This window comes from Paenibacillus sp. GSMTC-2017, assembly GCF_016019935.1.
In the GTDB taxonomy this organism is placed as follows: Bacteria; Bacillota; Bacilli; order Paenibacillales; family Paenibacillaceae; genus Pristimantibacillus.
In genome coordinates this window covers 487,986-514,037 of the sequence record NZ_JAECMT010000002.1, presented here as the reverse complement: position 1 = coordinate 514,037, position 26,052 = coordinate 487,986, and the positions used below count along the sequence as shown (strand labels likewise).

Sequence of the window (26,052 nt, the reverse complement as noted above, 5' to 3'; positions counted from 1 at the left end):
TATTTATTTGCGAATAACTGTCCATATTTCATGAACATCAACTTGAAGCTCCGATGCGATCAGCTCTGCTGTTAGCCTTTGGGGCTTCTCGATTTTTCCATTACGAAGTTTAGAAATCGTTTGTTGTGATATTCCTGTTGCTGCTGATAATTGACCGGTTGACATATCCCGTTTAGCCATCCATATTTTAAGCTTCATTGCTGAATCAATCTCATTATCGGTTGGGCGGAAATCCCAAATAACGAATGCAAATTGTTTGCATTCGCAAAAACCATTTAATATAGGAATAAAAGTTAGCTCAAACTCGAGCTGCACGCCACCAAGTTTACTTGTTTGTAATGTCATATGTTGCTCTTGGTTAACGTGTGCTGCAGCTTCCATCGTATCTAACATTTTTTGTCGTTCATGATCGGCGATATACTGCAGTAAGTGCTCATCATTTGTCGATTGATCAGGATCTACCAGAAAAGAAGCTAACAGATCTCTAAAAAATCGAATCTGAAGATGTTTGTCGACAATACCGCTAATTAGAACTTTACCTTTTTCTTGCTGTTCGTTAATCCAAAGTTGAGCAGATAGGTCCTCGAATATAATAAATGCTCTTTTAATGTTGTTATTTTCGGCTTTGGGCAATGGTAATTGTTCGATTCGAACAGTTATTGAGTCACAATTTCTTGTTTGGATGATTTCATTACGGATTATTCGTTTTGATAAGTCAATATGGTAACTCTCTTTAAGTGTTGAACTTTTTAACTGTTTAATTGCATCAAGTGTTTTGCCTACTAGTTCTAAGTAAGCTTCATTTGCATCTTCTATTTTCACAAGGCCGTCTTGTTCTGAGAGAATGAGCATTGGTTGATTAAGTAATTGAAAAACATGATGATGTACGGACAAATTAATCCACCTCTTACTTCTGACTCAAAACACACATAATTAATAGAATTAAAGTATAAAATATTAAACTAACCTGTACAACAAACAATTAATGGCTTCTTTATTGTTCCATATGCCGTTTGTTTAATATTTTAAACTTCATAGCTATAAACGGGCTTATACGTAGCATTAAGGGTATATGTTTGATTTTGCCCGTTCTAACGAGCGTATAGCGAACTTTATTACTAAGCGCTTTCACTATAAGATTAATCCGTGCCACTCCAAGGCAATAATGTCATTAGAATTTTAACATCAGGAGGGACTTTAAGTGAATAACTGTAGCATTGAAGGGTGTATAAAACCTGTCAAAGCCAAATGTTTATGTGCAATGCATCATCAGAGGAAGCTACGCCATGGTGATCCTTCCATCGTTAGACCAAGACGTGTTAAGAAAACTGTCAAATGTAGCTGGGTTAAATGTGAAGAGCGAGCTATGACAAAAGGATACTGTTCTAAACATTATTATATTAATCGCGTAATGAGTTTAGTAAAATAAGTGCCAACATAAAAATCACGTCGAAACGTGAGGTTTTATGACACACACCTACTATGTCGAGTTATGTTCTATGAAAATAGACTGTTTTTTTTCACAGAAGTATGTATAATAAGCGTAATTACTTTTTTGGGAGGTGAAGCTGCGGTTGATTGAGACATCGCTGTATGGATTATCAGAGCAAGATCTCTACTTATTCAATCAAGGCTCCTCTTATCATAGCTATCGATTTATGGGGGCGCATCCTATCGTTTGGGAAGGCATCGATGGTGTAAGATTTACAGTTTGGGCGCCAAATGCGTCTGAAGCGCGGGTCATTGGTGACTTCAATAACTGGAATGGAAAGTTGCACGTTATGGTTCGGCAAGGAACAACTGGCATCTTCACGCTATTTGTTCCTGAACTATCAGAAGGTGAATTGTACAAGTATGAATTAATTACTAGAGATGGTATTCCAATTCGAAAGAGTGATCCGTATGCTTTTTTAGCCGAACGTAGGCCAGGGACAGCATCTGTTGTTACTAATTTGACGGGATATCATTGGGGAGATGAAGAATGGCAATCCGTAAAAAAAATACGAAAGCCATATTCAAATCCACTTTTGATTTATGAAGTACATATTGGTTCATGGAAGATCAAGGGAAAAGAGATTTTTTATACGTACGAGGAAATGGCCGATGATATCATTCCTTATTTGTGTGATATGGGGTACACCCATATTGAATTAATGCCCATTATGGAGCATCCACTAGACCAATCATGGGGTTACCAAATTACAGGTTTTTATAGCGCAACGAGTCGATATGGGAATCCTAATGGACTGATGAGATTTATTGATAGCTGTCATCAGAATGATATCGGTATCATATTGGATTGGGTACCGGGACATTTCTGTAAAGATAATCACGGTTTACGATTATTTGATGGGACACCGATTTTTGAAGGTGCTGATTCCAATCGGGCAGAGCTTCCACAATGGGGGACACTTGCTTTCGATTTTTCCAAAAGAGAAGTGCTTAGCTTCCTCATATCAAACGCAATTTTTTGGATGGACATCTACCACATTGATGGACTACGAGTAGACGCTGTCGCCAATATGCTTAACTTGCATATGGATAAACCACACCACATGTACACCTACAATGAATTTGGCGGAAGAGACAACTTAGACGCTCTACGCTTCCTCAAGAGATTAAACGAGACTGTATTTCACTACTACCCCGACACCTTAATGCTAGCAGAGGATTCATCTGCGTGGCCTGCCGTTACTTCGCCGACTTACAAGGGAGGCCTTGGCTTCAATTTCAAATGGAATATGGGTTGGATGAACGACATGCTTCGTTATATGGAGCTAGACCCTTTTGATAGACCTGGGCATCACCATCTGATCACATTTTCGCTTTGTTATGCATTTTCGGAAAATTATGTTCTCCCACTATCACATGACGAAGTCGTTCATGGCAAAAAATCATTATTGAATAAAATGCCAGGCTCCTACGAAGAAAAATTTCAGCAATTAAAACTATTTTATGGTTATTGGATGACGCATCCAGGTAAGAAGCTTCTGTTTATGGGAGGCGAATGGGGGCAGTTCGATGAGTGGAAAGATGGTGACATGCTCGATTGGATGGTATTGCAATATGACTCCCACAATTTGATGCAACAATATGTCAAAACACTCAACCAAACCTATCGTCAATTGCCATCCTTATGGGAAAGAGATAGTGATCATGAAAGTTTTAGTTGGATAGATGTTCATAATTATGAGCAATCCGTCATATCCTTTATTCGTTGTGGCTTTTCTAGCCTTTCCATCATCGTTGCCAACTTCTCCAGAAATGACTACCACGATTATCGAATCGGTGTTCCTGAGCCAGGCAATTACTACTCAATTATTCATAGCAATGACATTCTATTTGGCGGAGGGGTAACACAAGCGAAGGACTGCTACGTAAGCGAAAATATAATGTGGCATGGTCGCGAGCAAAGTATTTCCATTCATTTACCCCCACTCACATTTCTGCTGCTTTCTCCACACATGGGGGACACAATTTAAGAAGGAGTTGGTGTCCATGGGCCGAAAAGAAATGATCGCTATGCTGCTTGCAGGAGGCGAAGGAAAGAGACTAGGTGTGCTCACAAAAGATCTAGCTAAACCTGCCGTATATTTCGGAGGGAAGTATCGCATTATCGATTTCACTCTTAGCAATTGTGCCCATTCAGGCATTGATACCGTTGGCGTTCTCACGCAATACCAACCTTTGGAACTTAATCGATATTTAGGTATTGGGAGTCCTTGGGGACTCGATCGACGTGATGGTGGCATGACTATTTTGCCGCCTTATGTTAAGCAAAGAGGTGGAGTTTGGTACAAAGGGACAGCAAATGCGATCTATCAGAATATGGCTTTTATCGAGCGTTATAATCCAGAATACGTGCTTGTTATATCGGGTGACCATATTTATAAAATGGACTATGATCTGATGCTGCAGCATCATAAGAGCTGCGAGGCGGATGTCACGATAGCAGGGATACAAGTAGATTGGAAAGAAGCTAGCCGCTTTGGTGTTATGCATGTAGATGATGAAGATCGAATCCGAGCCTTTGAAGAAAAGCCAAAAAATCCGACAAGTAACATTGCTTCTATGGGTGTTTATATTTTTTCGTGGAAAGCACTTCAGAAATATTTAATTTACGATGAGTCCAATCGATTATCAAGCAATGACTTTGGTAAAGATGTCATCCCAGCGATGTTGCGTGATGGATTACGTCTACATACATATGCGTTTAAAGGTTATTGGAAAGATGTTGGAACGATAGAATCGCTGTGGGAGGCTAATATGGATTTGATAGCGGATGAACCTTCGCTTGATCTATATGATCCAGAGTGGCGAATTTTCTCTGTTAGTCCAAATCGTCCGGCGCAGTTTGCATCATCTACAGCAGAGGTTACCTCTTCTTTTGTGACGGAAGGTTGTATTTTGGAAGGGGCCGTCGATCGTTCTGTATTATTTTATGGTGTTCATGCGGAGCGGGGTAGCACCGTTACTGAGTCTGTAATAATGCCTAATGTTCGTATTGGAGCTGGCGCACATATTCATAGAGCAATTATCGGAGAAGGTGCTGTTGTGCAGGCCGGTGTAACGATTGGTGATCCTAATGATGACGCTATTACTGTAGTGGCAGTGGAGCAATACGTATCGGTTGAACACCAACTGCTGGAGGTAGAGCAATCATGAAACATAAAGTATTAGGCGTTATTAATCTTATTCATGAGACGGATGAGTTGGAAAGATTAACACAAGGACGTTGTCTGGCAACTGTGCCGTTTGGTGCAAGATATAGACTAATCGATTTTGTTCTTTCTAGTATGGTGAATTCAGGTATTAGTAATGTTGCTGTATTTGCTCATACGAAGTATCGTTCTTTAATGGATCATCTAGGTTCAGGAAAGCATTGGGATTTACAGCATCGTCAGAGCGGATTGTTTATTCTGCCGCCAGCTACGGATGATATCCAAGAGATTAGCAGAGGTGATCTCTATCACTTCTACCAACATAGAGATTATTTCAAACGATCTTCTGCTGAATTTGTTGTTATTACTAGAAGCCATATGGTTTGTAACATTGATTTCGAAGATGTGATTGGCTTTCATATAGAGAAAGGCGCGGATATAACTGTTGTCTGCAAGCAACAAAACGATCCATTTTCCGGAAAAGCTCGCAAGGTGAAGATGGGGGATGACGGACGTATTAAAGCTATTCAGGACCATTATGGCCGAATGATTAGCGATACTACCTCAATGGAGATGTATGTGATGCGTAAGGAGCTGTTAATGGAGCTTGTTGAAACTTCGCTTGCACAAGGACATGATCATTTTGTCAAACATGCTATTTTCTCAAGGCTTGATCAGCTGAACGTATATGGCTATCAATATGAAGGTTATTTAGGCGTTGTTAATACGCTTGCAAGTTATTATGAACATAATATGAATCTATTAAAACCGAATGTTTGGCGCGAGCTGTTCTTTCAGCCCGGACCTATTTATACAAAAGTAAAGGATGCACCACCAACTCGATATTCTTCGGAATCAAAGGTGAAAAATTCGCTAATTGGTAACGGATGCCGCATCGAAGGAACGGTCATTAATAGCATTTTGTTTAGAGGTGTACAGGTTGAAAAAGGGGCTGTCGTGAAAGATAGTATCATTATGCAAAACGGACAAATCGGCTTAAATAGCCACATACATTACAGTATTTTGGATAAAGATGTTCGAGTCGAAGAAGCACGTGATATCCGAGGTGTTGGTAGTTCTCCTTTTCTAGCTGGAAAAAGAAAATTAATATAAGTGCTGAAGCGGTCGCTTAGGCCGCTTCACCTTCTTGAGGGGGTAAAGAAGAAAATGAACATATTGTTCGCAACTTCAGAGGCAGTGCCTCTAGCGAAAACAGGTGGTCTGGCGGACGTTGCAGGAGCATTGCCAAAAGCATTAAACAAACGTGGCGTTGACGTTAGAGTCGTATTACCTAAGTATGAGGATATAGCCGAACAGTACTTAGCGTATTTTGAAACGATAGCTGAATTTCAAGTGTCATTTGGTTGGCGCAATCAATATTGTGGACTTCAAAGAGGGACGATCGATGGTGTTACTTATTACTTAATTGATAATGAATTGTATTTTAAACGTAGAGGTTTGTATGGTTATGGTGATGATGCAGAGCGTTTTGTTTTCTTCTCATTTGCCGTGATGGAAGCAGTACGTTATATGGATTTTCATCCTAACATTGTTCATTGCAACGATTGGCAAACGGGACTAATACCATTTCTACTCAGAACAAGATATGCATTCGATCCTGCATGGGCTTATACGAAGTCCGTTTTTACGATCCATAACTTAAAGTATCAGGGCATATTCGGCATTGATTTACTGAAAGAACTAACAGGTGCTGGAGATGATCTATTCGTCGCGGAATCTCTTGAATTTTATGGAGCTGCAAGTTGTATGAAAGGTGGGCTTGTGTACGCGGACAAGCTAACTACAGTAAGTGAATCGTATGCACAAGAAATTCAAACGCCTTATTACGGTGAGAATCTTGACTCACTGTTGCGATATCGTGCGGGTGATTTAGTCGGTATTGTGAATGGAATTGATGAAGACTTATATGATCCAATGAATGATATGGCGCTGCATACACCTTACCGTAACTCTATTTCTCGTAAACGTAAAAATAAAGTTGATTTACAAGCGGAACTTGGATTACCACAATCTTCGTCCATTCCGTTAATTGGAATCGTTTCTAGACTTGTTGAACAGAAGGGCTTTGATCTAATCGCAGCAACGATTGATGAAGTTTTGGAAGAAGATGTGCAACTTGTCGTACTCGGAGCGGGGGAAACGCATTATGAACAACTATTTGCAGATGTAGCAAGACGTCATCCAGAAAAGGCTGTCGTTTGGCATGGCTATAGTGAGCGAATGGCGCGTAGAGTATACGCTGGTTCAGACATTTTTGCTATGCCGTCCAAGTTCGAGCCTTGTGGTTTAAGTCAACTACTTGCGCTTCGATATCGTTCAGTTCCGATTGTTCGTGAGACGGGAGGGCTAAAGGATACCGTTCAGGCATATAACGAATATACCGGGGAAGGCAATGGTTTTAGCTTTTCTAATTATAATGCACATGACTATTTGTACACCGTGAAACGAGCGCTGGCATGTTATAACGATGAAGAAACATGGAAAAAAATCGTGGAAAATGGTTCCCGTGGAGATTATAGCTGGGATGTGTCAGCCAAAGCTTATTTGAACATGTACGCACAACTGCTCGCTCACCGAAAGGAGAACGAAAGATGGCCCGTCATCTCGTAATCGGCAACGGAAAGATGCTGCTTAATCTAGACCAACATTGTTATATTAGGGATATCTATTATCCGTACGTTGGTCAATTGAATCATGTAGGTGGACATTATTGCCGATTTGGTATTTGGGTGGATGGGGTGTTCTCGTGGCTCGATGAACCGGAATGGAGCTTTGAGCTTGATTATATCGAGGATTCATTAGTAACGAATATCGTTGCTAAACACCATCGTTTTGGCATTGAATTGTATATTAACGATGGCATCCATCAGCGCGAATGTATTTACATCAAACGTGTCGTTGTAAGAAATCGAAGAGATCAATCACGAAATGTTCGGTTGTTTTTTCATCAGGATCTTATGATTGACGGCTCCGAAGTAGGTGACACGGCTGTTTATTATCCCGAAAATCATAGTTTGTATCATTACAAACGTTCTAACTATTTTATGTTCAACGGGTTTTCCGATGAAGGTGGCATAATGCAGTATTCCACAGGCATTAAGAGGTTCCAATCAGCAGAAGGAACATGGCGGGATGCTGAAGATGGTGTCTTAATGGGTAATACGATTGCTCAAGGTTCTGTAGACAGTACAATAAGCTTCCAAACACATGTAGAACCTCATTCCGAAAAAACGATCTATTATTGGATGTCTATCGGTCGCAATCTTGAGGAAGTCAAGGAGCTTGATCGATATGTTCATGATAATCATCCGGAGAAGTTGCTTAGTCGGATGGTTGTATATTGGAATCATTGGCTTCGTCGATCCGAAAATGATTTAGGAGATCTACCTCTATCTGTAGTAAAACAATTTAAGCAAAGTTTACTGCTTGTTCGAACTCAAGTTGATGAGCGTGGAGCGATATTGGCAGCTAACGATACTGATATTTTGCAATATAACCGAGATCATTATAGTTACATGTGGCCGCGAGATGGAGCGCTCATTGCTGATGCTATGTCGATGGCCGGATATCAAAGTGTAATTGCACCGTTTTTTCATTTCTGTGCAAATGCGTTGTCACCGGATGGTTATTTGTATCACAAATACAATCCAGACGGTACAGTAGGCTCCAGCTGGCATCCATATATTGTGCAGGGTAGTAGAAGACTTCCTATTCAGGAGGATGAGACTGCACTCGTTCTGTTTGCCTTGTGGAGAGATTATCTGCGGCATGGTGTCATCGAACTACCACAATCCCTATATAGTAATCTAATTCGTAAAGGAGCTTCTTTCTTAAGCGAATATATGGAGCCAGCGCTTTCGTTACCAAAGCCAAGCTACGATTTGTGGGAAGAACGTTACGGCATTTGGACCTATACGGCGGCATCCGTCTATGGCGGGTTAATGGCAGCAGCCTTTTTTACAGATTTATTCGGTGATTATGAACGTAGCGATCGATATAAAAGTGCAGCACAAAGTATTAAACAAGGTATTATCACTCATCTGTGGGATGAGGAGACTGGGCGGTTTGCCCGTGGTCTAATCCAAAAGGAAAATCGTTGGGTGAAAGATTTGACACTAGAGAGCAGTGTGTTTGGAGTGTTTGAGTTTGGTGTTCTCCCAGTGGATGATGATCGAGTAATTCGGACGATGAGAGCTATCAAAGAGGGGCTCCGTATCAAAACAGATGTTGGTGGGATCGCAAGATATACTAACGATTATTACTTCCAACAATCGGGCGATATCGATAAAGTGCCTGGTAATCCGTGGATTATTTGTACGTTATGGGTTGCTAACTTTGAAATTGATTCTGCCCAGTCTATCCAAGATCTTGAGGAACCTCGAAGAACATTACAGTGGGTTACTAATCATGCCTTACAAAGCGGCTTATTGCCAGAACAGTTAAATCCGTTTGACGGATCTCCTCTATCAGTAGCGCCTCTTACGTGGTCACATGCTACGGTAGTGCAAACAGTATGTAGGTATGTTGCAAAATATAAAGAGCTTAACGTTAAAGGATAAAAATGAAGAAGCTGTCCCATAAGCAATAAGTACACTAAAGAGACAGCTCGATTCAGACAAAAGTGGTATACATTTTAAAAAGAAGCGGTACAGGGTACTATTCCTGTACTGCTATTTTGGTTTAAAGCTACCTGCTTAAGCAGATTAGAGGCAAGTGGAAGCAACCCAACTTCTCGGCTTTCTTTTGGTAAGTTTTCATGAAGGAAACGTTGAAATGTTCGATTGTTCTCCATTTGCTCGAATGTACTACCGGGTTCGATTATCCATCTGACTAGAGCGTGTTCCTTTCTTTGCTGTGAAGTTTTTCTCGTATGTTCGGGTTTGTAACGTAAGTACTTTGGGTTAACCCGAGAAAGTCGGGTTAGGCACCCCGAGGAGTGCGAGAAGTGTAGGTTAACCCGAGAAAATCGGGTTAGCCGCCCCGAAGAGTGCGAGAAGTGTAGGTTATCCTGAGAAAATCAGGTTAGCCGCTGTTTATGAAGCAGCGCCAAATTTTTTATGTGGGTGGATGATCGAGAGGGAATTGCCTTATATGTTTAATTCTAGAGTCTTCAATAACACGTTTACTGTTCCCGATATGAAGGCTGGAAGACGCACCTATAGCGATTACTCGAATACATCCAACAAGAATGGCTGGTGAGCGGTTAGTACGATTAACATAAATAGCATCTCCTGCATCGTATACGGGATCAATCAACTCTGGTCGAGGTCGATTAAATATACGATAGGATTCAAAATAAACATTGCCCGAAGTAGTATGATCTGTTGCACGCTGGATCGCTAACGCTTGAAGTTTGCCGTTCGTTTCACCACGATCACCAAATTGAATCGTTGTGGAGGAAGATGCATTTATAATACTTACAATTCCAACTTCTGATGTTCGAATAGGATAAGTGGTTTCATTGTAATATTGGCTAGTATTATTCACCATTGACGTTAGATTCACCTATTGCATCTCGCCCATCTGCTGGTGCTGGCAACGGAGCTAAAGGACCAACGATAACAGATTCCGGAGGTGTGTCGAACATCGAATAAAGTGCTACGTGATCGGTATCACCTACTTGAAGCATAGATGCACTTGAAACACCTAATATTTCAATCTCACCAACAGTCAAACAATGATTAATAACAGTAAAATTGACCATTAAGCATTTCCTCCTGACATTAAGTTTCCTGCTTTTAACTGACGCATATAAGCGCTAATTGCAGTTTCTGCGTCCTGCTTCGTTTTTCCATACACTCTGTCGATAAGGAGATTCGGATACAAGTCGAATGATTCCTTGTCGTCTTTCTGCACTCGTTGTAAATAATAATGAATGCGTGTTGGCATTTGCTTTCGAACGTCCTCGATAATAATTCGACGATGATGAGGATCTAAAGGCAAACTTAGCTCATCTTCATGGCCTATAAGTATTAGTGGTGCATCGTTATCTAGAAACGTATTTAGTTTTCTAAAAATATCATTGTAGGGTCCCTCCGGAGGTGTTAAGGAGGAAGCTGCTGATGGAAATTGAAGTTGATTTCCGACTGATAATTGCTCAATATTGTCTGGGAAGGTTGCTTCGCCGTTAGCTCCTCCGTTACTTCCTCCACTGCTACTTCCCATACCAGGTGCTGTCATCCCAATATTGAGTGTACCATCAAGTTTTTCTACCTTAAGCTGATCAAAGCTGTACGCAATACTTTCGATGTTGTAGGTTGGTCTCTCTTCCACTTTTTTGAGCTGAGCACATAAATCCGCAACCGTACATCTGAGCTGCTCAAGTTGCTCTTGTTGTTCCTTAAGTCTTTTCTCAACTGAATAGGACCAGGTCTGCCAAGGAGAAAGTTGATTGTTATCTTTCACCGTATAATTCCTCCTCCAAATGTGCTGGTGTAATTACACTTGAGCTGGGCTCGGAAGCGGGACAAATGATAACGGGTTTTCTTCGCCAAGTTGTGGTGCTGGTCCGGTAAAACCGCCGCTATTATAAAGTTGTGACAAAGATCGAATAGCACCTGCACTGCCGACTTGCAAGACAGAACTGTTCGATACACTGTCAACTCGCAACTGATGAATCGTAATTTGTTGATGGATGGTCCAGCTCATATTGCACTCACCCCATTACCTATTTCATTATTTGTATTATCTTGAAGATCAGGGTCAATGGAGTTAGTCGCACTTACCGCAGTATTTGAATTCGTTAAGCTTCCGGTTAAGAATGAACCTGAGCCTGCGTAAGCTTTCGAGTTGCTTGAAGGTGACACTTGGACGGTGTCGCCGAATTGGACGATTGAGGCTGATCCGACGCTTACAATTTTGACAAAACCGATTACAGCTGGCATGTGCTTCACTCCCGTCATCTTCTCGGTATTTGATAGTGTATGCGGCATTCGCCTATAGGTTACCGATGTTGAAGTATCCTAAGAGTAGGCATTCGCATATGGTAATAGGAACGACAGGAGGCAGGTGAATTGTAAAATGACTTCGAAGTGGGAGGATCTTGAACGGTGGATGGAAGGACAGAAGTTGCCAAGAGGCTTTGATGTACTAAGGGAGCCCGATTGGGTAGAACACTTCGTTCGGAAAATGATGACAAAGGCGCTGCCCGATATAGCGGGTCATATGTCTGCGACTACATCTGCTGCAATTTCTGAATCGAAGCAGTTTCTCGGAGTCAAATTCAAGCTGCCGGATGGATGTAAACGTGATGATATTAGGCTACTAATTCGTGAAGATATGATTCGTATCGAAGGTCTACCTGGAGGGAAACATGAACTAATTAAGTTGCCTAAGTTAGTTCAACCTCGATTAAGTCGAGCAACTGTTAAAGCAGGGGTTCTACATGTTAAAGTACGCAAGCGTATGCGAGGTCGTAAGGTGAATGAATGCCCGATCAATTGGGTTTAAAAAGTATAGATTAAAGTAGAGTGCGTCGAATAGATGCGCTCTTCGTGTTTTTGTCACGAAATAGACTGGAATTGGTTGTGTTGATGGCTGGATAATGGTCGAGCTATCCCTTATAATGGCTAGTAAAGTGAATATTTTGGGCTCAAAAAGGGAGTGTCGTTATGTCGTTAGTCGATGTAAGTAGCGTATCGCCGACGTTGTTTATACTTGGAGTTATCTTTCTATTGCTCATATTCGGTTTATTGAGCTTTGGAATTCTTCGTATGTTCCAACAAAAATTTCGTGCGGGCTGGATAAGTTTCGGAGGCGCGATCGTTAGCTTTAGTGTGTTTATGTTTATTTTGAACAAATGGTATTTATGAAGCTACCTACATAGTACGTTTAGAGGATCATTAGTGGCTTAATCTGGGGGTATGAGATTGTTCTGGACCGCAGTTTGGTTTGTTGTAAATATGATTTTTGTAACTTCTGCAATCGTTACCTTGTTTATGCAAAGAGCGTATACGGAAGGTAAGTCAAATGGAGCTAATCCTGAAAGACTTCAAGTACTTAAGTTTCGTCGTCAACTATTTATAATTGTTACTGTCATTTTATTCGTTGCGATGTGTGCTAGCTTTGTCATCAACATGAAGATTAATGGATAACAGAGGGCTCTCATTGACGAGAGTCTTTTTTTTCGGCATTATGTAGAGAGAAACTTTCATATTCGGAGGATCGACGATGCATACTATAGAAGAAATCGTTGGGCGGATGTCTAGTCAAGGGCTACGCGTTACGGATCAACGTAAGACGCTTGCAAAGCTATTCGCGGAGTCGCCAGGTTATTTATCGCCGAAAGACGTTTATGAATTTATGGGTAAAACGTATTCCGGTTTAAGCTTTGATACTGTCTATCGAAATTTGAGAGTGATGGAAGAGCTAGGTGTATTGGAGCAAGTTGTGTTCGAAGAGGGCGCGAAGTTTAAGCTTCATTGCAGGGAAGAACATCATCACCATCACATGATTTGTTTGCAATGTGGAATAACGTATCCCATTACGTTCTGTCCGATGGAACAAACCGCAGTACCAGCAGATTTTCGTGTTGTGAAGCACAAATTCGAGGTGTTCGGATACTGTAAACAATGTGTACAGGACGAAGCGACGGCTACTGAAGAATGAATCAAGGGAAACGTTTAGCTGGGCAAATCGTAAAAGCACCAGTCCATTTTTACCGTAAAGCAATCTCGCCATGGAAACCGCCAACTTGTAGATTTTATCCGACTTGCTCGGCTTATGCGTTAGAAGCAATTGAACGACATGGACCAGCAAAGGGTGCTTGGCTTGCAGCGAAACGAATTGGTCGTTGTCATCCGTTTCATCCAGGTGGCTTTGATCCAGTACCGGATATTGTTCCTGCTGATGCGGAAAAGTAGGATCATTTCAAACAAAAGTGAGATGGCGCTTGACATTGTGTAAGTGGATTAGATATATTTGTGAAATATAAGGAAGCCGATGAATGGAAGAGTACAGCTGAAATCCCTTTGCAGAGAACCGGGCTAAATGGTGAAAGCCGGTAGGGACAATGTTGGAAGATGGTCCGGGAGGCCCGCTTTCGAACCGAAGTTGCATGCTTGGGTAAGGAAGAGGCGTGAGTCAGCGTTAATGACGACTGTCGTCAAATGACGGCGTATGAAGCGGTTGCGGCTAACTGGATTGCCCCTGTTATGGTGCAAGAATGTGATTTTTAGCGCAATTGGAAGTTGGGTGGTACCACGTGAGTAACAACTCTCGTCCCATGTTGGACGGGAGTTTTTTGCGTTTTTTTGACTTTGTAAACAATGATAAACAAGGGGGATTTTCGATGTCGAATAAATCATTTTATATTACAACACCAATCTATTATCCGAGTGACAAGCTGCACATTGGTCATGCCTATACAACAGTTGCGGGTGACGCAATGGCTAGGTACAAGAGGTTGCGTGGATATGACGTACATTACTTGACTGGTACTGATGAGCATGGTCAAAAGATTGAACGTAAAGCGAAAGAAAAAGATCAGACACCACAACAGTTTGTTGATGACATCGTTGTTGGTATTAAAGAGTTGTGGGCAAAGCTTGAAATATCTAATGATGACTTTATCCGTACAACGGAGGATCGTCATAAACTTGTAGTGGAAAAAATCTTTGCGCAACTACTTAAACAAGATGATATTTACAAAGGAACATACGAAGGTTGGTATTGTACGCCTTGTGAATCCTTTTTCCTAGAGAGACAGCTGAACGATGGAAATTGTCCGGACTGCGGAAGACCGGTTGAACTCGTAAAAGAAGAAAGTTATTTCTTCAGAATGAGCAAATATGCGGATCGCTTGTTGCAATATTATGAGGAGCACCCAGAGTTTATCCAGCCAGAATCTCGTAAAAATGAAATGATTAACAACTTTATTAAGCCTGGCCTTGAAGACTTGGCAGTATCACGTACTACATTTGATTGGGGTATAAAGGTTCCTGGAGATCCGAAGCACGTTATTTATGTGTGGATTGACGCTCTGTCTAACTACATTACTGCTCTTGGCTTTGGTGAAGAGGGGAAAGACGAGAAATACAAACAATTTTGGCCAGCTGATGTTCATTTAGTTGGTAAAGAAATTGTACGTTTCCATACGATTTATTGGCCAATTATGCTTATGGCGCTTGAACTTCCTTTGCCAAAAAAAGTATTTGCACATGGCTGGTTATTGACGAAAGAAGGCAAAATGTCGAAGTCCAAAGGAACGGTTGTTGATCCTGTCGTTCTAATTGAACGTTATGGTCTAGATGCTCTTCGTTATTATTTGCTGCGAGAAGTTCCTTTTGGAGCAGATGGAGCGTTTACGCCAGAAAACTTTGTAGAACGTATTAACTTCGATTTGGCTAATGATTTAGGTAACCTATTGAACCGTTCTATCGCAATGATCGATAAATATTTCGATGGTGCTATACCGGAATATGCTGGTGAAGTTACACCGTTCGATTCTTCGCTACAGCAATTAGCGACTGATACAATTGAACAGGTTGAAAATGCGATGGAGCGTATGGAGTTCTCTGTTGCACTATCCGCATTGTGGCAATTCGTGAGTCGTACGAACAAATATATTGATGAGACACAGCCATGGGCACTAGCAAAAGATGAAGCGAAAAAGGATGAGTTAGCTTCCGTTATGCATCATCTTGCAGAATCTCTTCGTCTGATCTCGATTATGTTACAACCATTCCTAACACATTCGCCTCGTGTAATGTGGCAACAGCTTGGTTTAACAGAAGGTGAACTAACTAGCTGGGATAGTATGCGAGCATTCGGCAGCTTGCAAGGTGGTACTAAAGTAGATAAAGGTACACCACTATTTCCTCGTCTAGAGATGGAGGAGGAGGTTGCATTTATTGCAGCATCGATGAGTGGAGGTTCTGCCCCTAAAGCAGAGCAAGCTGATTCTTCAGCTAGTGCAGAAGGAACTACTGATAAAACTAGCGCACCAGCAGTAGAGAGCAAAGAAGAAATAGCAATTGATGACTTTGCGAAAGTAGAACTTCGCGTTGCACAAGTATTGTCCGCTGAGCCAGTTGCAAAAGCAGATAAGCTACTGAAACTGCAACTAGACCTTGGTTTTGAGAAACGTCAAGTTGTTTCTGGAATAGCGAAGTTCTATAAGCCAGAAGATTTGGTTGGCAAAAAAGTGATTTGTGTAACGAATCTAAAACCAGTGAAGCTACGTGGCGAAATGTCGCAAGGGATGATTCTTGCTGCATCACATGGAGACCAATTAACGCTTGCTACGGTACCAGATTCGATGCCGAATGGTGCTATTGTAAAGTAAAATGATTTTCAAAATAAAAAGTCGTTCCAATCCCTTAGCTGGGTATGGAACGACTTTTTTATGTCTATGGCTAGTAGTAGCATGCTTAGCTATATCAAAAAGGTCATCGTTCTCCTATTTGATTTGTATATTGACAGAGGCTAATATCCACCGTATAATTCTAAACGTAATCATAACGATTACTAAAAAGGAAATGGGAATAGAATGGGGATCAATGAAATGAACATAAATCACTTCCGATCAAAGTCGATATTAATAATGATTGCATTATTTGCAATGTTAACTGTTTCGGCTTGTGGTAATGGAGCTAACTCAAATACGCAAAAACCAAATGAGAACTCACCAACACCATCGTCAACAAATGGAACTCCAACTAATGATAACAAAGTAGAAGTCAATAAGCTTAATGTAGTGACTAGTTTCTATCCGTTATATTTTTTAGCAACTGAAATTGGCGGAGAACATGTTCATGTAGACAATTTAATTGCAGCTGGTATAGAGCCACATGATTGGACACCTAAAAGCCAAGACCTAAATAGAGCATCTAAAGCAGAGTTGTTTCTCTATCATGGAGCGGGATTAGAGACGTGGGCTAATGATTTTCTTAAAGGTCTATCCAAAGATAGCGGAGTAGCGACAAAAGAAATGAGTCTAGGTATTCCTCTTATAAACAGCAAGGAGGAAGAAGTGCATGACCATGCGGAAGAAGATCATGGACATGAGCATTCTAGCGACATTGATCCGCACACATGGGTAAGTCCGAAGTCTGCGCTTATTTTAGCGAAAAATGTGAAGGATAGTTTGATAGAAGCAGATTCGGCAAACACGGACTATTATGTTGCAAACTACGAACTTGTAAAAGAGAAGATTGCGAAGTTAGATAGTGAATATACATCACAACTTGCAACAGCAAAGCAAAGAAATATGGTTGTATCTCACCATGCATTTGGTTACTTAGCAAGAGATTACGATTTGAATCAAATAGCGATAATGGGAATAAGCCCAGACGCTGAACCACGTGCTCAGGACATTATGAAAATTGCTAAATTTGTGAAGGAAAATGATGTAAAATACATCTTCTTCGAAGAGCTTGTATCGGATCAACTAGCTACAATGCTTGCTGGTGAAGCAAATGTAAAGACGATGGTGCTTAATCCACTGGAAGGTTTAACAAAGGAACAAGAGAAATCCGGCGAAACCTATTTGAATCTTATGCAACGCAACTTGCAAAATTTGATGCAAGCATTACAATAGAGTAGATCATTAACTAATTCGGAGCTGATTCAGCTCCATTTTTGTTGTAAGGAGTGAAATTATGATAACGATAAATGAACGTTCTGATTCAAATGCGGGATGTCATCATGAAGTTATATCAGTACAAAATGTATCATTTTCGTACCAGAACAAAACCGTGTTGTCCAATGTTAGCTTCGGTGTAAAGGAACGTGATTTCATCGGTTTGATCGGAACAAATGGAGCTGGCAAGACGACGCTTCTGCGGATGATTGTAGGGTTGAATAAAGCTAGTGAAGGAAGTATTCGACTGTTTGGACAACCGATTGAGCAGTTTAAAGAGTGGGACCGTATCGGATATGTTCCGCAAAAAAATGCACTTAATCCACAGTTCCCAGCAACCGTAAAGGAAGTTGTATTATCTGGACTGTATGGTCGCTCTAAGTTGTTTAAAAGAGTGACAAAAACGGATCATACTAAAGCTATTGATGCATTGGAAGCAATGGGAATCGTAGACCTTGGGGATAAGAAAATAGGTCAGCTTTCCGGAGGACAGCAACAAAGAGTGTTTTTGGCTAGAGCGCTTATTAACAATCCGTCGTTGCTCATATTGGATGAGCCAACTGTTGGTATTGATGCAGAAACACAAGAGAGTTTTTTCCATATGATCAAACATATGCATCAACATCATAATATGACGTTTTTGATGGTTTCTCATGACATGGAAATGATTAAAGGATATTTGGGGCAGGAGCCTGCTTCGACTTCAGGCAAGCTAAAACTTTATATTAAACATTCTCATGAGACACAAGATTGTGTTGAAAATAATTTAGCCCATAGCCTTAAAGGTTTGAGAAGGAAAATGGAAAGAGGGAGAGAGGTTAACCAGGTTGGAGATCATTACTAGTGAATTTTTTCAGAGAGCGTTATTAGGTGGATTATTTATCGGTATTACCGCACCTTTAATGGGACTATTCCTCGTTTTGCGTAGATTGTCCATGATTGGAGATACTTTATCGCATGTAGCGATTGCAGGAGTAGCATTAGGGTTTCTAACGGGTGTATACCCACTTCTTGCAGGTCTAGTCTTCGCTATTATCGCTTCATTTGCTATTGAGAAGCTGCGTAAGGCGTATAAAACGTATGCTGAGTTATCACTGGCCATCATTATGTCAGGCGGTATAGGGCTTGCTTCAATCCTTTTCACAATGGGACAAAGCTTTTCGATGAATGTTAATAGTTATTTGTTCGGAAGTATTTATACGTTAAATAGTACGGATTTGTATATTATTGGTGGCGTAACTGCAATCGTATTAATTGTGATAGGACTGCAAGTGAAGGAATTATTTCTTATTACCTTCGATGAGGAAGCGGCCGCTGTTAGTGGGTTGCCCGTTAAATTCTATAATGTTATGATTAGCGTGCTTACTGCACTTGTTATAAGCGTATCTATTAAAATTGTAGGGGCTTTGCTCGTATCCGCACTACTGACAATACCTGCAGCATGTAGTTTAATTATTGCTCGAAGTTTTCGCCAAAGTATTTTTACCGTTGTAATCATTGGTGAAATTGCGGTAATAGCAGGTTTAATTATTGCAGGTGTATGGAATTTAGCTCCAGGTGGAACGATCGTTTTGCTGCTGATTGCAATATTGCTGTTATTGTTGTTGTTCCGTCGTGGTGCAAAATCAGGGGGATGAAAGTAACGATTTATTTGAGATGAGGTGACATGATGTCAGACATTAATATGTGGATAGCATTAGGTGCGGGATTTGCGTCATTTATTTCACCATGCTGTTTGCCACTTTATCCGTCTTATTTGTCTTATATAACTGGAATCTCAGTTTCTGAATTGAAGGATTCACAGTTGACGAAGAGGCAACGAATTGTAATGATGACGCACACGCTGTTTTTTATATTAGGGTTTAGTGTCGTTTATTATACGTTAGGGTATGGCGCTAATGTGTTTAGTGAATTTTTTGACCAGTATAGTGATCTAATTAGACAGCTTTCAGCCATTTTAATTATTTTGATGGGATTATTCTTAGTAGGTATATTTCAACCGAAACTACTAATGAAAGAGCGAAGGATGAACCTTATTCCGAAAAAAGCTAATTATGTTAGTTCATTTATATTCGGAATCGGATTTTCAGCTGGATGGACGCCATGTACGGGTCCTGTACTTACGGCAATTCTTGGACTGGCTGCTGCTGAGCCTGGTACGTGGTTTGGACTTACGACAGCATATTCTGTTGGATTCGCAGTTCCCTTTTTTATTCTTGCCTTTTTCCTTGGAACGGCACGCTGGATACTCAAATATTCCGCGGTTGTTATGAAGGTTGGTGGCGTTATGATGATCTTTATGGGGATACTATTGTTTACGGATCAAATGATAAAAATTACAATTTGGCTTAATGGTATAACGCCTTCATGGTTACAATTTTAATTTCGGTTCGTCATATACTTATTGTTGATTCAGTTGCAGTCGCTATGTTGAACAGTGTATGATACATAGAGTGATAACGTGGGAACTAGAAGATGAAGCAAGGTAAGGAGGTTCTTAGGTGCCGACTCCGAGCATGGAAGACTACTTGGAACGTATTTACAAGCTAATAGATGAAAAGGGCTACGCTCGTGTATCGGATATAGCCGAGGGACTGGAAGTTCATCCTTCTTCAGTAACGAAGATGATCCAGAAGCTCGATAAGGATAATTATTTGATCTATGAGAAATATCGTGGACTTGTATTAACTAATAAAGGTAAGAAGATGGGTAAACGTCTCGTTGATCGCCATCATCTGTTAGAAACGTTTCTTGAAACAATTGGTGTTCAAGAAGAAAATATTTATCGTGATGTAGAAGGAATCGAACATCATCTGAGCTGGGATTCAATAACTTGTATTGAAACGCTGGTTGAATATTTCCGCCGTGATAGTACTAGAATGGACGAGCTTAAAGCGTTAAGATCAGAAATGGACACGGAGTAATATATAGTGACCAAGCACAGTTTTAGTTGGTAGTTGAAAGAGTGATTATACAGATATTAATTCTGTACAGTCACTCTTTTTTACTTATATGAGTAATACATATGATCCGTATAAGAGGAAATCATGTATTTAAAAAAAGGCAGCTCAGCGTCATTGGAAATGACGTCGGGCTGCCTTTGCGTTATTGTACGATTTATTAATGGTATTTGGGATGATCGTTATCATCTTTGCCGCCATCAATAACTCTGAATGGAACTGTTTTTGAACGAGGTCGAACTTTTTTTGCATTGTCAGAAGTAGTTCGACTTTGTATTACATTTGAACGATAGTGCTGCGATGGATTCTTTCTAAGAAAGGATGGTGGATACTTGTATAAGAGAAATATTCCTCCAAAGACGATAATCGGTAGTAGTAGTTGAAAAAAGTTTCTACTTAGTCCAACTATCAAACCAATCGCCAATAGTGTAAATATAATGATTGCCCCGATACTTAGTTTCCTTGTACGTTTGTACAACGTCATCACACCTTTCCCTTAACAAATTGCAATTGTTTCTATTTTGAAGTTGTCAATTGAGCATCTAACTCACGCATCCGATTGAATGAAGCAATTGACACTTCAACCTGAGCGTCTTTTGGCTCCTTCGTAGTAAGAAGCTGCAGCCATAATCCTGGATAACCAAGGAAACGCAATAACGGTACTTCACGAACAGCATTCGTTAGTCGTAATACTTCGTATGATAACCCTAATACTAAAGGAAGAAGTAAAATTCTAATATAAATTCTTTCCCAAATCGAATCCCAACTAAAGAATGGAAGGGAGTAAACGATTACACCAACAATTACTGTAAAGACGATAAAGCTGGAACCGCAACGGTAATGAAGTCTGCTATACTTTTGCACATTGCGTACAGTGAGTTCTTCGCCCGCTTCATAAGCGCTAATTACTTTATGCTCTGCACCATGATATTGGAACAACCGTTTAATCAGTGGTGTTAAGGAAATAAAGTAGAGGTATGCAAGCAACAATATTATTTTTATAAGTCCTTCTAATAAATTATGACCTACTTGATTCTCAAATAACCCGCTAAACAATAATTCTTCAAGAGCAGCAGGTACCGCAGTAAAAATCAACTTACCAAAGATGAAAGATAAAACGCCTGCTACAGCAACGCTTATCAGCATTCCCAAACTGAAACCACTTTTCTTTTCTTCCTTCACTACTACTTTCGGTGAACCGTCTTTTGTATCTTCTTCTGCTTCATCATCTGCATAGGCTTCCATAGAGAAGTTTAGATGCTGAGAACCTTTAGCACTAGAGTCAACGATTCCGACTACTCCTCTAAGAAGAGGTATTTTCTTTAAATAATGTACCCATTTCTGCGATACTTTCGGCACTTCGTAAAATTCGATTTCATCATTTTTACGTCTGACAGCTGTTACGTTTACGTGTTTACCTGCAAACATAACGCCTTCAATAACGGCTTGTCCGCCATATATATTTCGTAGATCTTGCGGCAAATGCATGTCACCTTCCTTGATTAGGGTACATCTCAACTATGAGATCTCCATTTAAATGTATGGTTCTATTGTACTTGATCTTTCTGTTAAATGCGAGCGTACTTAAAAGGATAAGAGAGGGTCAAATGTCACTATGGTTATAGAGAGATAAATTTTCACATACTAGCGAATATAAGCAATACATAAGTGTTTAGAAGGAGAGAGACCAAAAATGCAGCATCAATCCAAAAAGGGTAGTGGTAAAGCTCGTATTCACAAAACAAATCCTTGGTTATTTGCACTTAAAATAGGATTTTTTGCTGGCTTGATATGGGGAGTAATTCGCTGGCTCAGTTATGGAATGAAATTTACGACGGTAGTACCCGGATTTCTTCTAGATTCGTTCCTTCGTCATTCATTTTTAAAGACAAGCTGGGGTATCGTAGCAGGCATTGGAGCATTTATTGTTTTTTCAATCGCAGCAGCTTTTATCTATATTGCAGTACTTCGTAAATGTAAAGGGCCTTGGCCAGGCATATTGTATGGGTTAGCTTGGTGGATTATTTTATTTATAGGAGTTGGCCCTTTTGTTGGGATGATGGAATGGATAACGAAATTAGGATGGAATACGATTTATACAGAAATCTGTTTATTCTTGTTATGGGGAGTGTTTATCGGTTATTCTATCGCCTTCGAATTCACGGATGAAGCTTCAAGGGAGCCTATCGCTGCGAAGTCCTGACATATTGCTTCTCAAGGGACAGACATTTGTGGTAAAATGTCTAGTGATCTTCGACGATTGATGGACTACAGTTGCTCAGGAGGTGCTGGTATGCGCAAAATCACTATTTTGAATGGTCCTAACTTGAATATGCTTGGCATAAGAGAACCAGGAGTGTACGGAAATGAGTCATTAGCTGCGATAGAGTTGCTTGTAAAGAATAGGGCAGAAGAGCTTGGTGTTTCGGTTTCTTTCTTTCAAAGTAATCATGAGGGCGCAATGATTGACCGGATACATAATGCTTATGGCAACGAAGACGGTATTATTATTAATCCCGGAGCATGGACGCATTACAGTTATGCGATCCGTGACGCATTATCTGCGGTTTCTTTACCTGTGATTGAGGTGCACTTGTCCAATATTCATAAGAGGGAAGCATTCAGGCATGTATCGGTTGTTGCTCCAGTAGCGGTAGGACAAATTGCTGGTTTTGGCTCATTAGGGTATGTGCTTGCACTTGAAGCGATCGTTAAGCAAGTACTGCAGAGCGAGAATGAAGCATGAAAGGGAGAATAAGATGACGATAAATCGAGTGAACCAACTTCGAAAGCTTTTGGATGATGTACAACTGGAAGCTATTTTGATCGGCAGCCCCTATAACCGACGTTATATTAGTGGATTTACGGGATCTTCAGGTTATGTACTCATTACATCTCAGAAAAGCTATTTGCTGACAGATTTCCGATATCGTATACAAGCAGCCCAGCAAGTAGAGGGTTTCGAAATCGTTGAGCATGGAACTAATCCATTGAATGACGTACATGAGTTACTTGCACAATCCGGAATAAGCAAACTAGGCTTCGAGCAGGATCATGTCAATTATGGTGAGTTTGTTCAATGGACGAAGACGCTCGGAAGTATTGAGCTTAAACCAGTTGCAGGATTTGTTGAGAAGCTAAGAATGATTAAGGATGACTCTGAGCTTCAGGTGATGCAAGAGGCAGCAGATTTGGCTGATCGTACTTTCACTTACATTCTTGGATTGATCCGTAGCGGAATGAAGGAAACAGATGTAGCACTTGAGATGGAAGTGTTCATGCGTAGCAATGGCGCTACTAGCTCATCGTTTGATACAATTGTTGCATCTGGTGAACGTTCAGCATTGCCGCATGGCGTTGCAAGTGATCGTGTCATTGGTGTTGATGAGTTCATCAAATTAGACTTTGGCGCATATTACAATGGCTACTGTTCAGATTTGACTCGTACTGTCGTTATCGGCAAACCGAATGACAGACATCGTGAAATTCATAGCATCGTACTTGAAGCGCAGATGCATGCACTTGAGTATATTCGCCCAGGAATGACTGGAAGAGAAGCAGACGCTTTGACACGTGATATTATTACGAAATATGGCTACGGCGATCACTTTGGTCATGGAACTGGACATGGACTCGGTATGGAAATACACGAAGCACCAAGATTGTCCAAACTTAGCGAAACGATTTTAACCCCCGGCATGACAGTAACGGTAGAACCAGGTATCTATATTCCAGGCTTCGGCGGAGTAAGGATCGAAGATGACATCGTTATAACGGAATCCGGTATTAAAATATTAACCTCATCCCCGAAAGAGCTTATTAGCTTGGGATAAGGATTATCATTCAGGAGGAATCAGAGATGGTTTCAGTAAACGATTTTAAGACAGGTTTGACAGTTCAAGTTGATAACGATATTTATACAGTACTAGATTTTCAACATGTTAAGCCTGGTAAAGGCGCAGCGTTTGTACGTTCTAAGCTTAAAAACTTGCGTAATGGCAACGTAACAGAGAAGACATTCCGTGCAGGTGAAACAATCGGCCGTGCAATTATCGAAAATCGTGCAGTACAGTACTTGTACAACTCGGGTTCGGAATACACGTTCATGGACAATGAGACTTATGACCAATTCAACTTGGAAAAGGATCAATTGGAATGGGAACTTAACTTCCTTAAAGAAAACATGAATGTTAACATTTCCAGCTACCAAAATGAAATTTTGGGAATTCAAATGCCAAACAGTGTTGAGCTTAAAGTTGTTGAAACTGAGCCAGGCGTTAAAGGTAACACGGCTCAAGGTGCAACTAAAAGTGCAAAATGTGAAACTGGCTTAAGCGTTCAAGTACCTTTGTTTATTAATGAAGGCGATGTACTTCTAATTGATACACGCGAAGGCAAATATATCTCAAGAGCTTAATTGCTCAAATGGAAAACCGTTCGAGAAATTCGAACGGTTTTTTTGTCGTTTGATATACCCATGAAATGGACTGATATGGTATAATATGAACTTGTATGTATATGTCGGGGTTGGGGAGTGGACGGCTTGTCTTTGATCGTGATGAAGTTTGGTGGTAGTTCTGTTGGAACGCCTGAGAGAATGCAACGAGTAGCAAAACGTATAATCGAGAGACAGCAAGAAGGCAATGACATTGTAGTTGTTGTTTCTGCTATGGGAGATACGACGGACGATTTAATCGATCAGTCGAAGGGACTTAACCTGAACCCTCCTGCTCGTGAGATGGATATGCTCTTAACTGTAGGTGAACAAATATCGATCGCTCTTCTATCCATGAGCATACATCAGGTGGGTGGCAAAGCCCAGTCCTTTACTGGCTGGCAAGTGGGTATGTTGACCAATGACGTACATGGTAAAGCTAAAATTATCGATATTAAACCTGACCGACTATTCAAATCTTTGGAAGGTGGCAACGTTGCAGTAGTAGCTGGCTTCCAAGGGATGAGTGAAGCAGGTGATATTACAACGTTAGGTCGAGGCGGTTCTGATACGACCGCTGTAGCTTTGGCGGCTGCTTTAAAAGCTGATATTTGCGAAATATATACAGATGTTGATGGCATTTATTCTACGGATCCGCGTGTTGTAAAAAATGCTCGCAAGCTTGATGAAATCTCGTATGACGAAATGCTGGAGCTGGCTAATTTAGGTGCTGCAGTCCTTCATCCTCGAGCAGTTGAGTATGCTAAGCATAACAATGTGCGTCTCGTTGTTCGTTCAAGCTTTACGCAAAATGAAGGTACAAGTGTGAAGGAGGATGCGGTCATGGAACAAGGCGTGGTCGTTCGCGGTATCGCTTTTGACAAAAATGTAGCAAGAATTAGCATTTTAGGTGTTGAGGATTTGCCGGGCGTACTTGCAAATGTGTTTAGTGCACTAGCTGATAATGGAATTGATGTTGATATTATCGTTCAAAGCGGAGTACAAGATGGTAAAGCGGACTTCTCATTCACTCTATCTGGTGAAGACAGAGATAAAGCAATCTCAGTCATTGAAGGAAATCGCGATGTTGTCCCATACAGAGAAACAACGTCTGAAGCTGGTTTAGTTAAAGTTTCTATCGTTGGAGCTGGCATGGTAAGTAATCCGGGTGTAGCTGCAAAAATGTTCACTGCCATATCTTCTCTTGGTGTTAGCATTAAGATGGTGAGTACATCTGAAATCAGATGCTCTTGTATTATTGCTTCTGAACCGCTTAAAGAGGTAGTTCAAGCACTTCATACAGTTTATGGTTTAGATGCAGATGAGCAAGCTTTCGTCGGTGGTCCATCGGAGCGCAGATAATATAATAATAATCATTTATTAATAAAGTAGAGG

The 26,052-nt window shown here is 40.7% G+C and carries 30 protein-coding genes; 21 read left to right on the top strand and 9 right to left on the bottom strand.

The window, feature by feature from the left end:
• Positions 1-3: 3 nt before the first annotated feature.
• A complete protein-coding gene (locus tag I6N90_RS09825; RefSeq protein ID WP_197935335.1) occupies positions 4-894 on the bottom strand; it encodes a helix-turn-helix domain-containing protein in 891 nt (296 codons plus the stop codon).
• Between the two features lie 680 nt (positions 895-1,574).
• Here I6N90_RS09825 and glgB point away from each other — a divergent pair.
• Genes glgB through I6N90_RS09800 form a run of 5 tightly spaced genes read left to right on the top strand, consistent with a single transcriptional unit; the run spans position 1,575 to position 9,241 of the window.
• Positions 1,575-3,482: a 1,4-alpha-glucan branching protein GlgB gene (glgB, locus tag I6N90_RS09820; protein ID WP_197935334.1), complete on the top strand. Its 1,908-nt coding sequence runs from the start codon at positions 1,575-1,577 to the stop codon at positions 3,480-3,482.
• A gap of 16 nt (positions 3,483-3,498) precedes the next feature.
• Positions 3,499-4,665: a glucose-1-phosphate adenylyltransferase gene (locus tag I6N90_RS09815; RefSeq protein ID WP_197935333.1), complete on the top strand. Its 1,167-nt coding sequence runs from the start codon at positions 3,499-3,501 to the stop codon at positions 4,663-4,665.
• Entirely contained in the window at positions 4,662-5,774 is a 1,113-nt protein-coding gene (gene glgD / locus I6N90_RS09810) for a glucose-1-phosphate adenylyltransferase subunit GlgD (RefSeq protein WP_197935332.1), read from the top strand. The genes I6N90_RS09815 and glgD overlap by 4 nt, the downstream gene beginning before the upstream one ends.
• A 54-nt stretch (positions 5,775-5,828) precedes the next feature.
• A complete protein-coding gene (gene glgA, locus I6N90_RS09805) occupies positions 5,829-7,292 on the top strand; it encodes a glycogen synthase GlgA (RefSeq protein WP_197935331.1) in 1,464 nt (487 codons plus the stop codon).
• Positions 7,274-9,241 (top strand): glycoside hydrolase family 15 protein, encoded by a 1,968-nt coding sequence (locus I6N90_RS09800; protein ID WP_197935330.1) that lies wholly within the window; start codon positions 7,274-7,276, stop codon positions 9,239-9,241. The genes glgA and I6N90_RS09800 overlap by 19 nt, the downstream gene beginning before the upstream one ends.
• Positions 9,242-9,315: 74 nt before the next feature.
• Here I6N90_RS09800 and I6N90_RS09795 read toward each other — a convergent pair whose 3' ends face one another.
• The 6 genes from I6N90_RS09795 to I6N90_RS09770 form a co-directional block, all read right to left on the bottom strand.
• Positions 9,316-9,474, bottom strand: a complete 159-nt coding sequence (locus I6N90_RS09795; protein ID WP_197935329.1) for a hypothetical protein — start codon at positions 9,472-9,474, stop codon at positions 9,316-9,318.
• A gap of 263 nt (positions 9,475-9,737) precedes the next feature.
• Complete coding sequence (locus I6N90_RS09790; protein WP_197935328.1) at positions 9,738-10,172, bottom strand: spore germination protein GerPE; 435 nt, start codon at positions 10,170-10,172, stop codon at positions 9,738-9,740.
• The gene (locus tag I6N90_RS09785) at positions 10,162-10,386 is read right to left on the bottom strand and encodes a hypothetical protein (protein WP_197935327.1); all 225 of its coding nucleotides are present in this window, start codon (positions 10,384-10,386) and stop codon (positions 10,162-10,164) included. The genes I6N90_RS09790 and I6N90_RS09785 overlap by 11 nt, the downstream gene beginning before the upstream one ends.
• A complete protein-coding gene (gerPC, locus tag I6N90_RS09780) occupies positions 10,386-11,087 on the bottom strand; it encodes a spore germination protein GerPC (protein WP_197935326.1) in 702 nt (233 codons plus the stop codon). Before gerPC ends, I6N90_RS09785 begins: the two co-directional genes overlap by 1 nt.
• 33 nt (positions 11,088-11,120) lie before the next feature.
• Entirely contained in the window at positions 11,121-11,330 is a 210-nt protein-coding gene (locus I6N90_RS09775) for a spore germination protein GerPB (RefSeq protein WP_197935325.1), read from the bottom strand.
• Entirely contained in the window at positions 11,327-11,566 is a 240-nt protein-coding gene (locus I6N90_RS09770; protein ID WP_197935324.1) for a spore germination protein, read from the bottom strand. The genes I6N90_RS09775 and I6N90_RS09770 overlap by 4 nt, the downstream gene beginning before the upstream one ends.
• Before the next feature lie 136 nt (positions 11,567-11,702).
• Between I6N90_RS09770 and I6N90_RS09765 the strand changes: the two genes are divergently transcribed.
• From I6N90_RS09765 to mntR, 11 genes are all read left to right on the top strand, one after another.
• The gene (locus I6N90_RS09765) at positions 11,703-12,131 is read left to right on the top strand and encodes an Hsp20/alpha crystallin family protein (RefSeq protein WP_197935323.1); all 429 of its coding nucleotides are present in this window, start codon (positions 11,703-11,705) and stop codon (positions 12,129-12,131) included.
• A gap of 161 nt (positions 12,132-12,292) precedes the next feature.
• Positions 12,293-12,493, top strand: coding sequence for a hypothetical protein (locus I6N90_RS09760; RefSeq protein ID WP_197935322.1), 201 nt, complete (start codon positions 12,293-12,295; stop codon positions 12,491-12,493).
• 57 nt (positions 12,494-12,550) lie between these two features.
• Positions 12,551-12,775, top strand: a complete 225-nt coding sequence (locus I6N90_RS09755; RefSeq protein ID WP_197935321.1) for a hypothetical protein — start codon at positions 12,551-12,553, stop codon at positions 12,773-12,775.
• A 76-nt stretch (positions 12,776-12,851) separates the two neighbouring features.
• The gene (locus I6N90_RS09750; RefSeq protein ID WP_197935320.1) at positions 12,852-13,289 is read left to right on the top strand and encodes a Fur family transcriptional regulator; all 438 of its coding nucleotides are present in this window, start codon (positions 12,852-12,854) and stop codon (positions 13,287-13,289) included.
• Entirely contained in the window at positions 13,286-13,543 is a 258-nt protein-coding gene (gene yidD / locus I6N90_RS09745) for a membrane protein insertion efficiency factor YidD (RefSeq protein ID WP_197935319.1), read from the top strand. The genes I6N90_RS09750 and yidD overlap by 4 nt, the downstream gene beginning before the upstream one ends.
• Before the next feature lie 428 nt (positions 13,544-13,971).
• Positions 13,972-15,966 (top strand): methionine--tRNA ligase, encoded by a 1,995-nt coding sequence (gene metG / locus I6N90_RS09740; RefSeq protein WP_197935318.1) that lies wholly within the window; start codon positions 13,972-13,974, stop codon positions 15,964-15,966.
• 219 nt (positions 15,967-16,185) lie between these two features.
• Positions 16,186-17,220, top strand: coding sequence for a metal ABC transporter solute-binding protein, Zn/Mn family (locus tag I6N90_RS09735; RefSeq protein WP_232242832.1), 1,035 nt, complete (start codon positions 16,186-16,188; stop codon positions 17,218-17,220).
• A 61-nt stretch (positions 17,221-17,281) separates the two neighbouring features.
• On the top strand, positions 17,282-18,106 hold the full coding sequence (locus I6N90_RS09730) for a metal ABC transporter ATP-binding protein (RefSeq protein ID WP_197935317.1): 825 nt from the start codon (positions 17,282-17,284) through the stop codon (positions 18,104-18,106).
• Positions 18,090-18,899 (top strand): metal ABC transporter permease, encoded by an 810-nt coding sequence (locus I6N90_RS09725; protein WP_197935316.1) that lies wholly within the window; start codon positions 18,090-18,092, stop codon positions 18,897-18,899. The genes I6N90_RS09730 and I6N90_RS09725 overlap by 17 nt, the downstream gene beginning before the upstream one ends.
• 32 nt (positions 18,900-18,931) lie before the next feature.
• The gene (locus I6N90_RS09720) at positions 18,932-19,645 is read left to right on the top strand and encodes a cytochrome c biogenesis CcdA family protein (protein WP_197935315.1); all 714 of its coding nucleotides are present in this window, start codon (positions 18,932-18,934) and stop codon (positions 19,643-19,645) included.
• A 118-nt stretch (positions 19,646-19,763) separates the two neighbouring features.
• Positions 19,764-20,186 (top strand): transcriptional regulator MntR, encoded by a 423-nt coding sequence (mntR, locus tag I6N90_RS09715; protein WP_197935314.1) that lies wholly within the window; start codon positions 19,764-19,766, stop codon positions 20,184-20,186.
• A 196-nt stretch (positions 20,187-20,382) separates the two neighbouring features.
• On the opposite strand, the gene I6N90_RS09710 is transcribed toward mntR, so the two are convergent.
• Positions 20,383-20,700 carry a hypothetical protein gene (locus tag I6N90_RS09710; RefSeq protein WP_232242830.1) on the bottom strand — a complete coding sequence of 106 codons (318 nt, stop codon included), beginning with the start codon at positions 20,698-20,700 and terminating at the stop codon, positions 20,383-20,385.
• Positions 20,701-20,738: 38 nt separating this feature from the next.
• Positions 20,739-21,710, bottom strand: coding sequence for a DUF1385 domain-containing protein (locus I6N90_RS09705; protein WP_197935843.1), 972 nt, complete (start codon positions 21,708-21,710; stop codon positions 20,739-20,741).
• A gap of 205 nt (positions 21,711-21,915) precedes the next feature.
• On the opposite strand from I6N90_RS09705, the gene I6N90_RS09700 reads away from it, so the two are divergent.
• The 5 genes from I6N90_RS09700 to I6N90_RS09680 all read left to right on the top strand — a co-directional run bounded on the left by I6N90_RS09700 (position 21,916) and on the right by I6N90_RS09680 (position 26,019).
• Positions 21,916-22,425: a YqhR family membrane protein gene (locus tag I6N90_RS09700; RefSeq protein ID WP_197935312.1), complete on the top strand. Its 510-nt coding sequence runs from the start codon at positions 21,916-21,918 to the stop codon at positions 22,423-22,425.
• A gap of 90 nt (positions 22,426-22,515) precedes the next feature.
• Positions 22,516-22,968, top strand: a complete 453-nt coding sequence (gene aroQ / locus I6N90_RS09695) for a type II 3-dehydroquinate dehydratase (RefSeq protein ID WP_197935311.1) — start codon at positions 22,516-22,518, stop codon at positions 22,966-22,968.
• Positions 22,969-22,981: 13 nt separating this feature from the next.
• On the top strand, positions 22,982-24,055 hold the full coding sequence (locus I6N90_RS09690; RefSeq protein ID WP_197935842.1) for a M24 family metallopeptidase: 1,074 nt from the start codon (positions 22,982-22,984) through the stop codon (positions 24,053-24,055).
• 26 nt (positions 24,056-24,081) lie between these two features.
• Positions 24,082-24,639 (top strand): elongation factor P, encoded by a 558-nt coding sequence (efp, locus tag I6N90_RS09685; RefSeq protein WP_197935310.1) that lies wholly within the window; start codon positions 24,082-24,084, stop codon positions 24,637-24,639.
• 126 nt (positions 24,640-24,765) lie between these two features.
• Complete coding sequence (locus I6N90_RS09680) at positions 24,766-26,019, top strand: aspartate kinase (RefSeq protein ID WP_197935309.1); 1,254 nt, start codon at positions 24,766-24,768, stop codon at positions 26,017-26,019.
• Positions 26,020-26,052 lie beyond the last annotated feature (33 nt).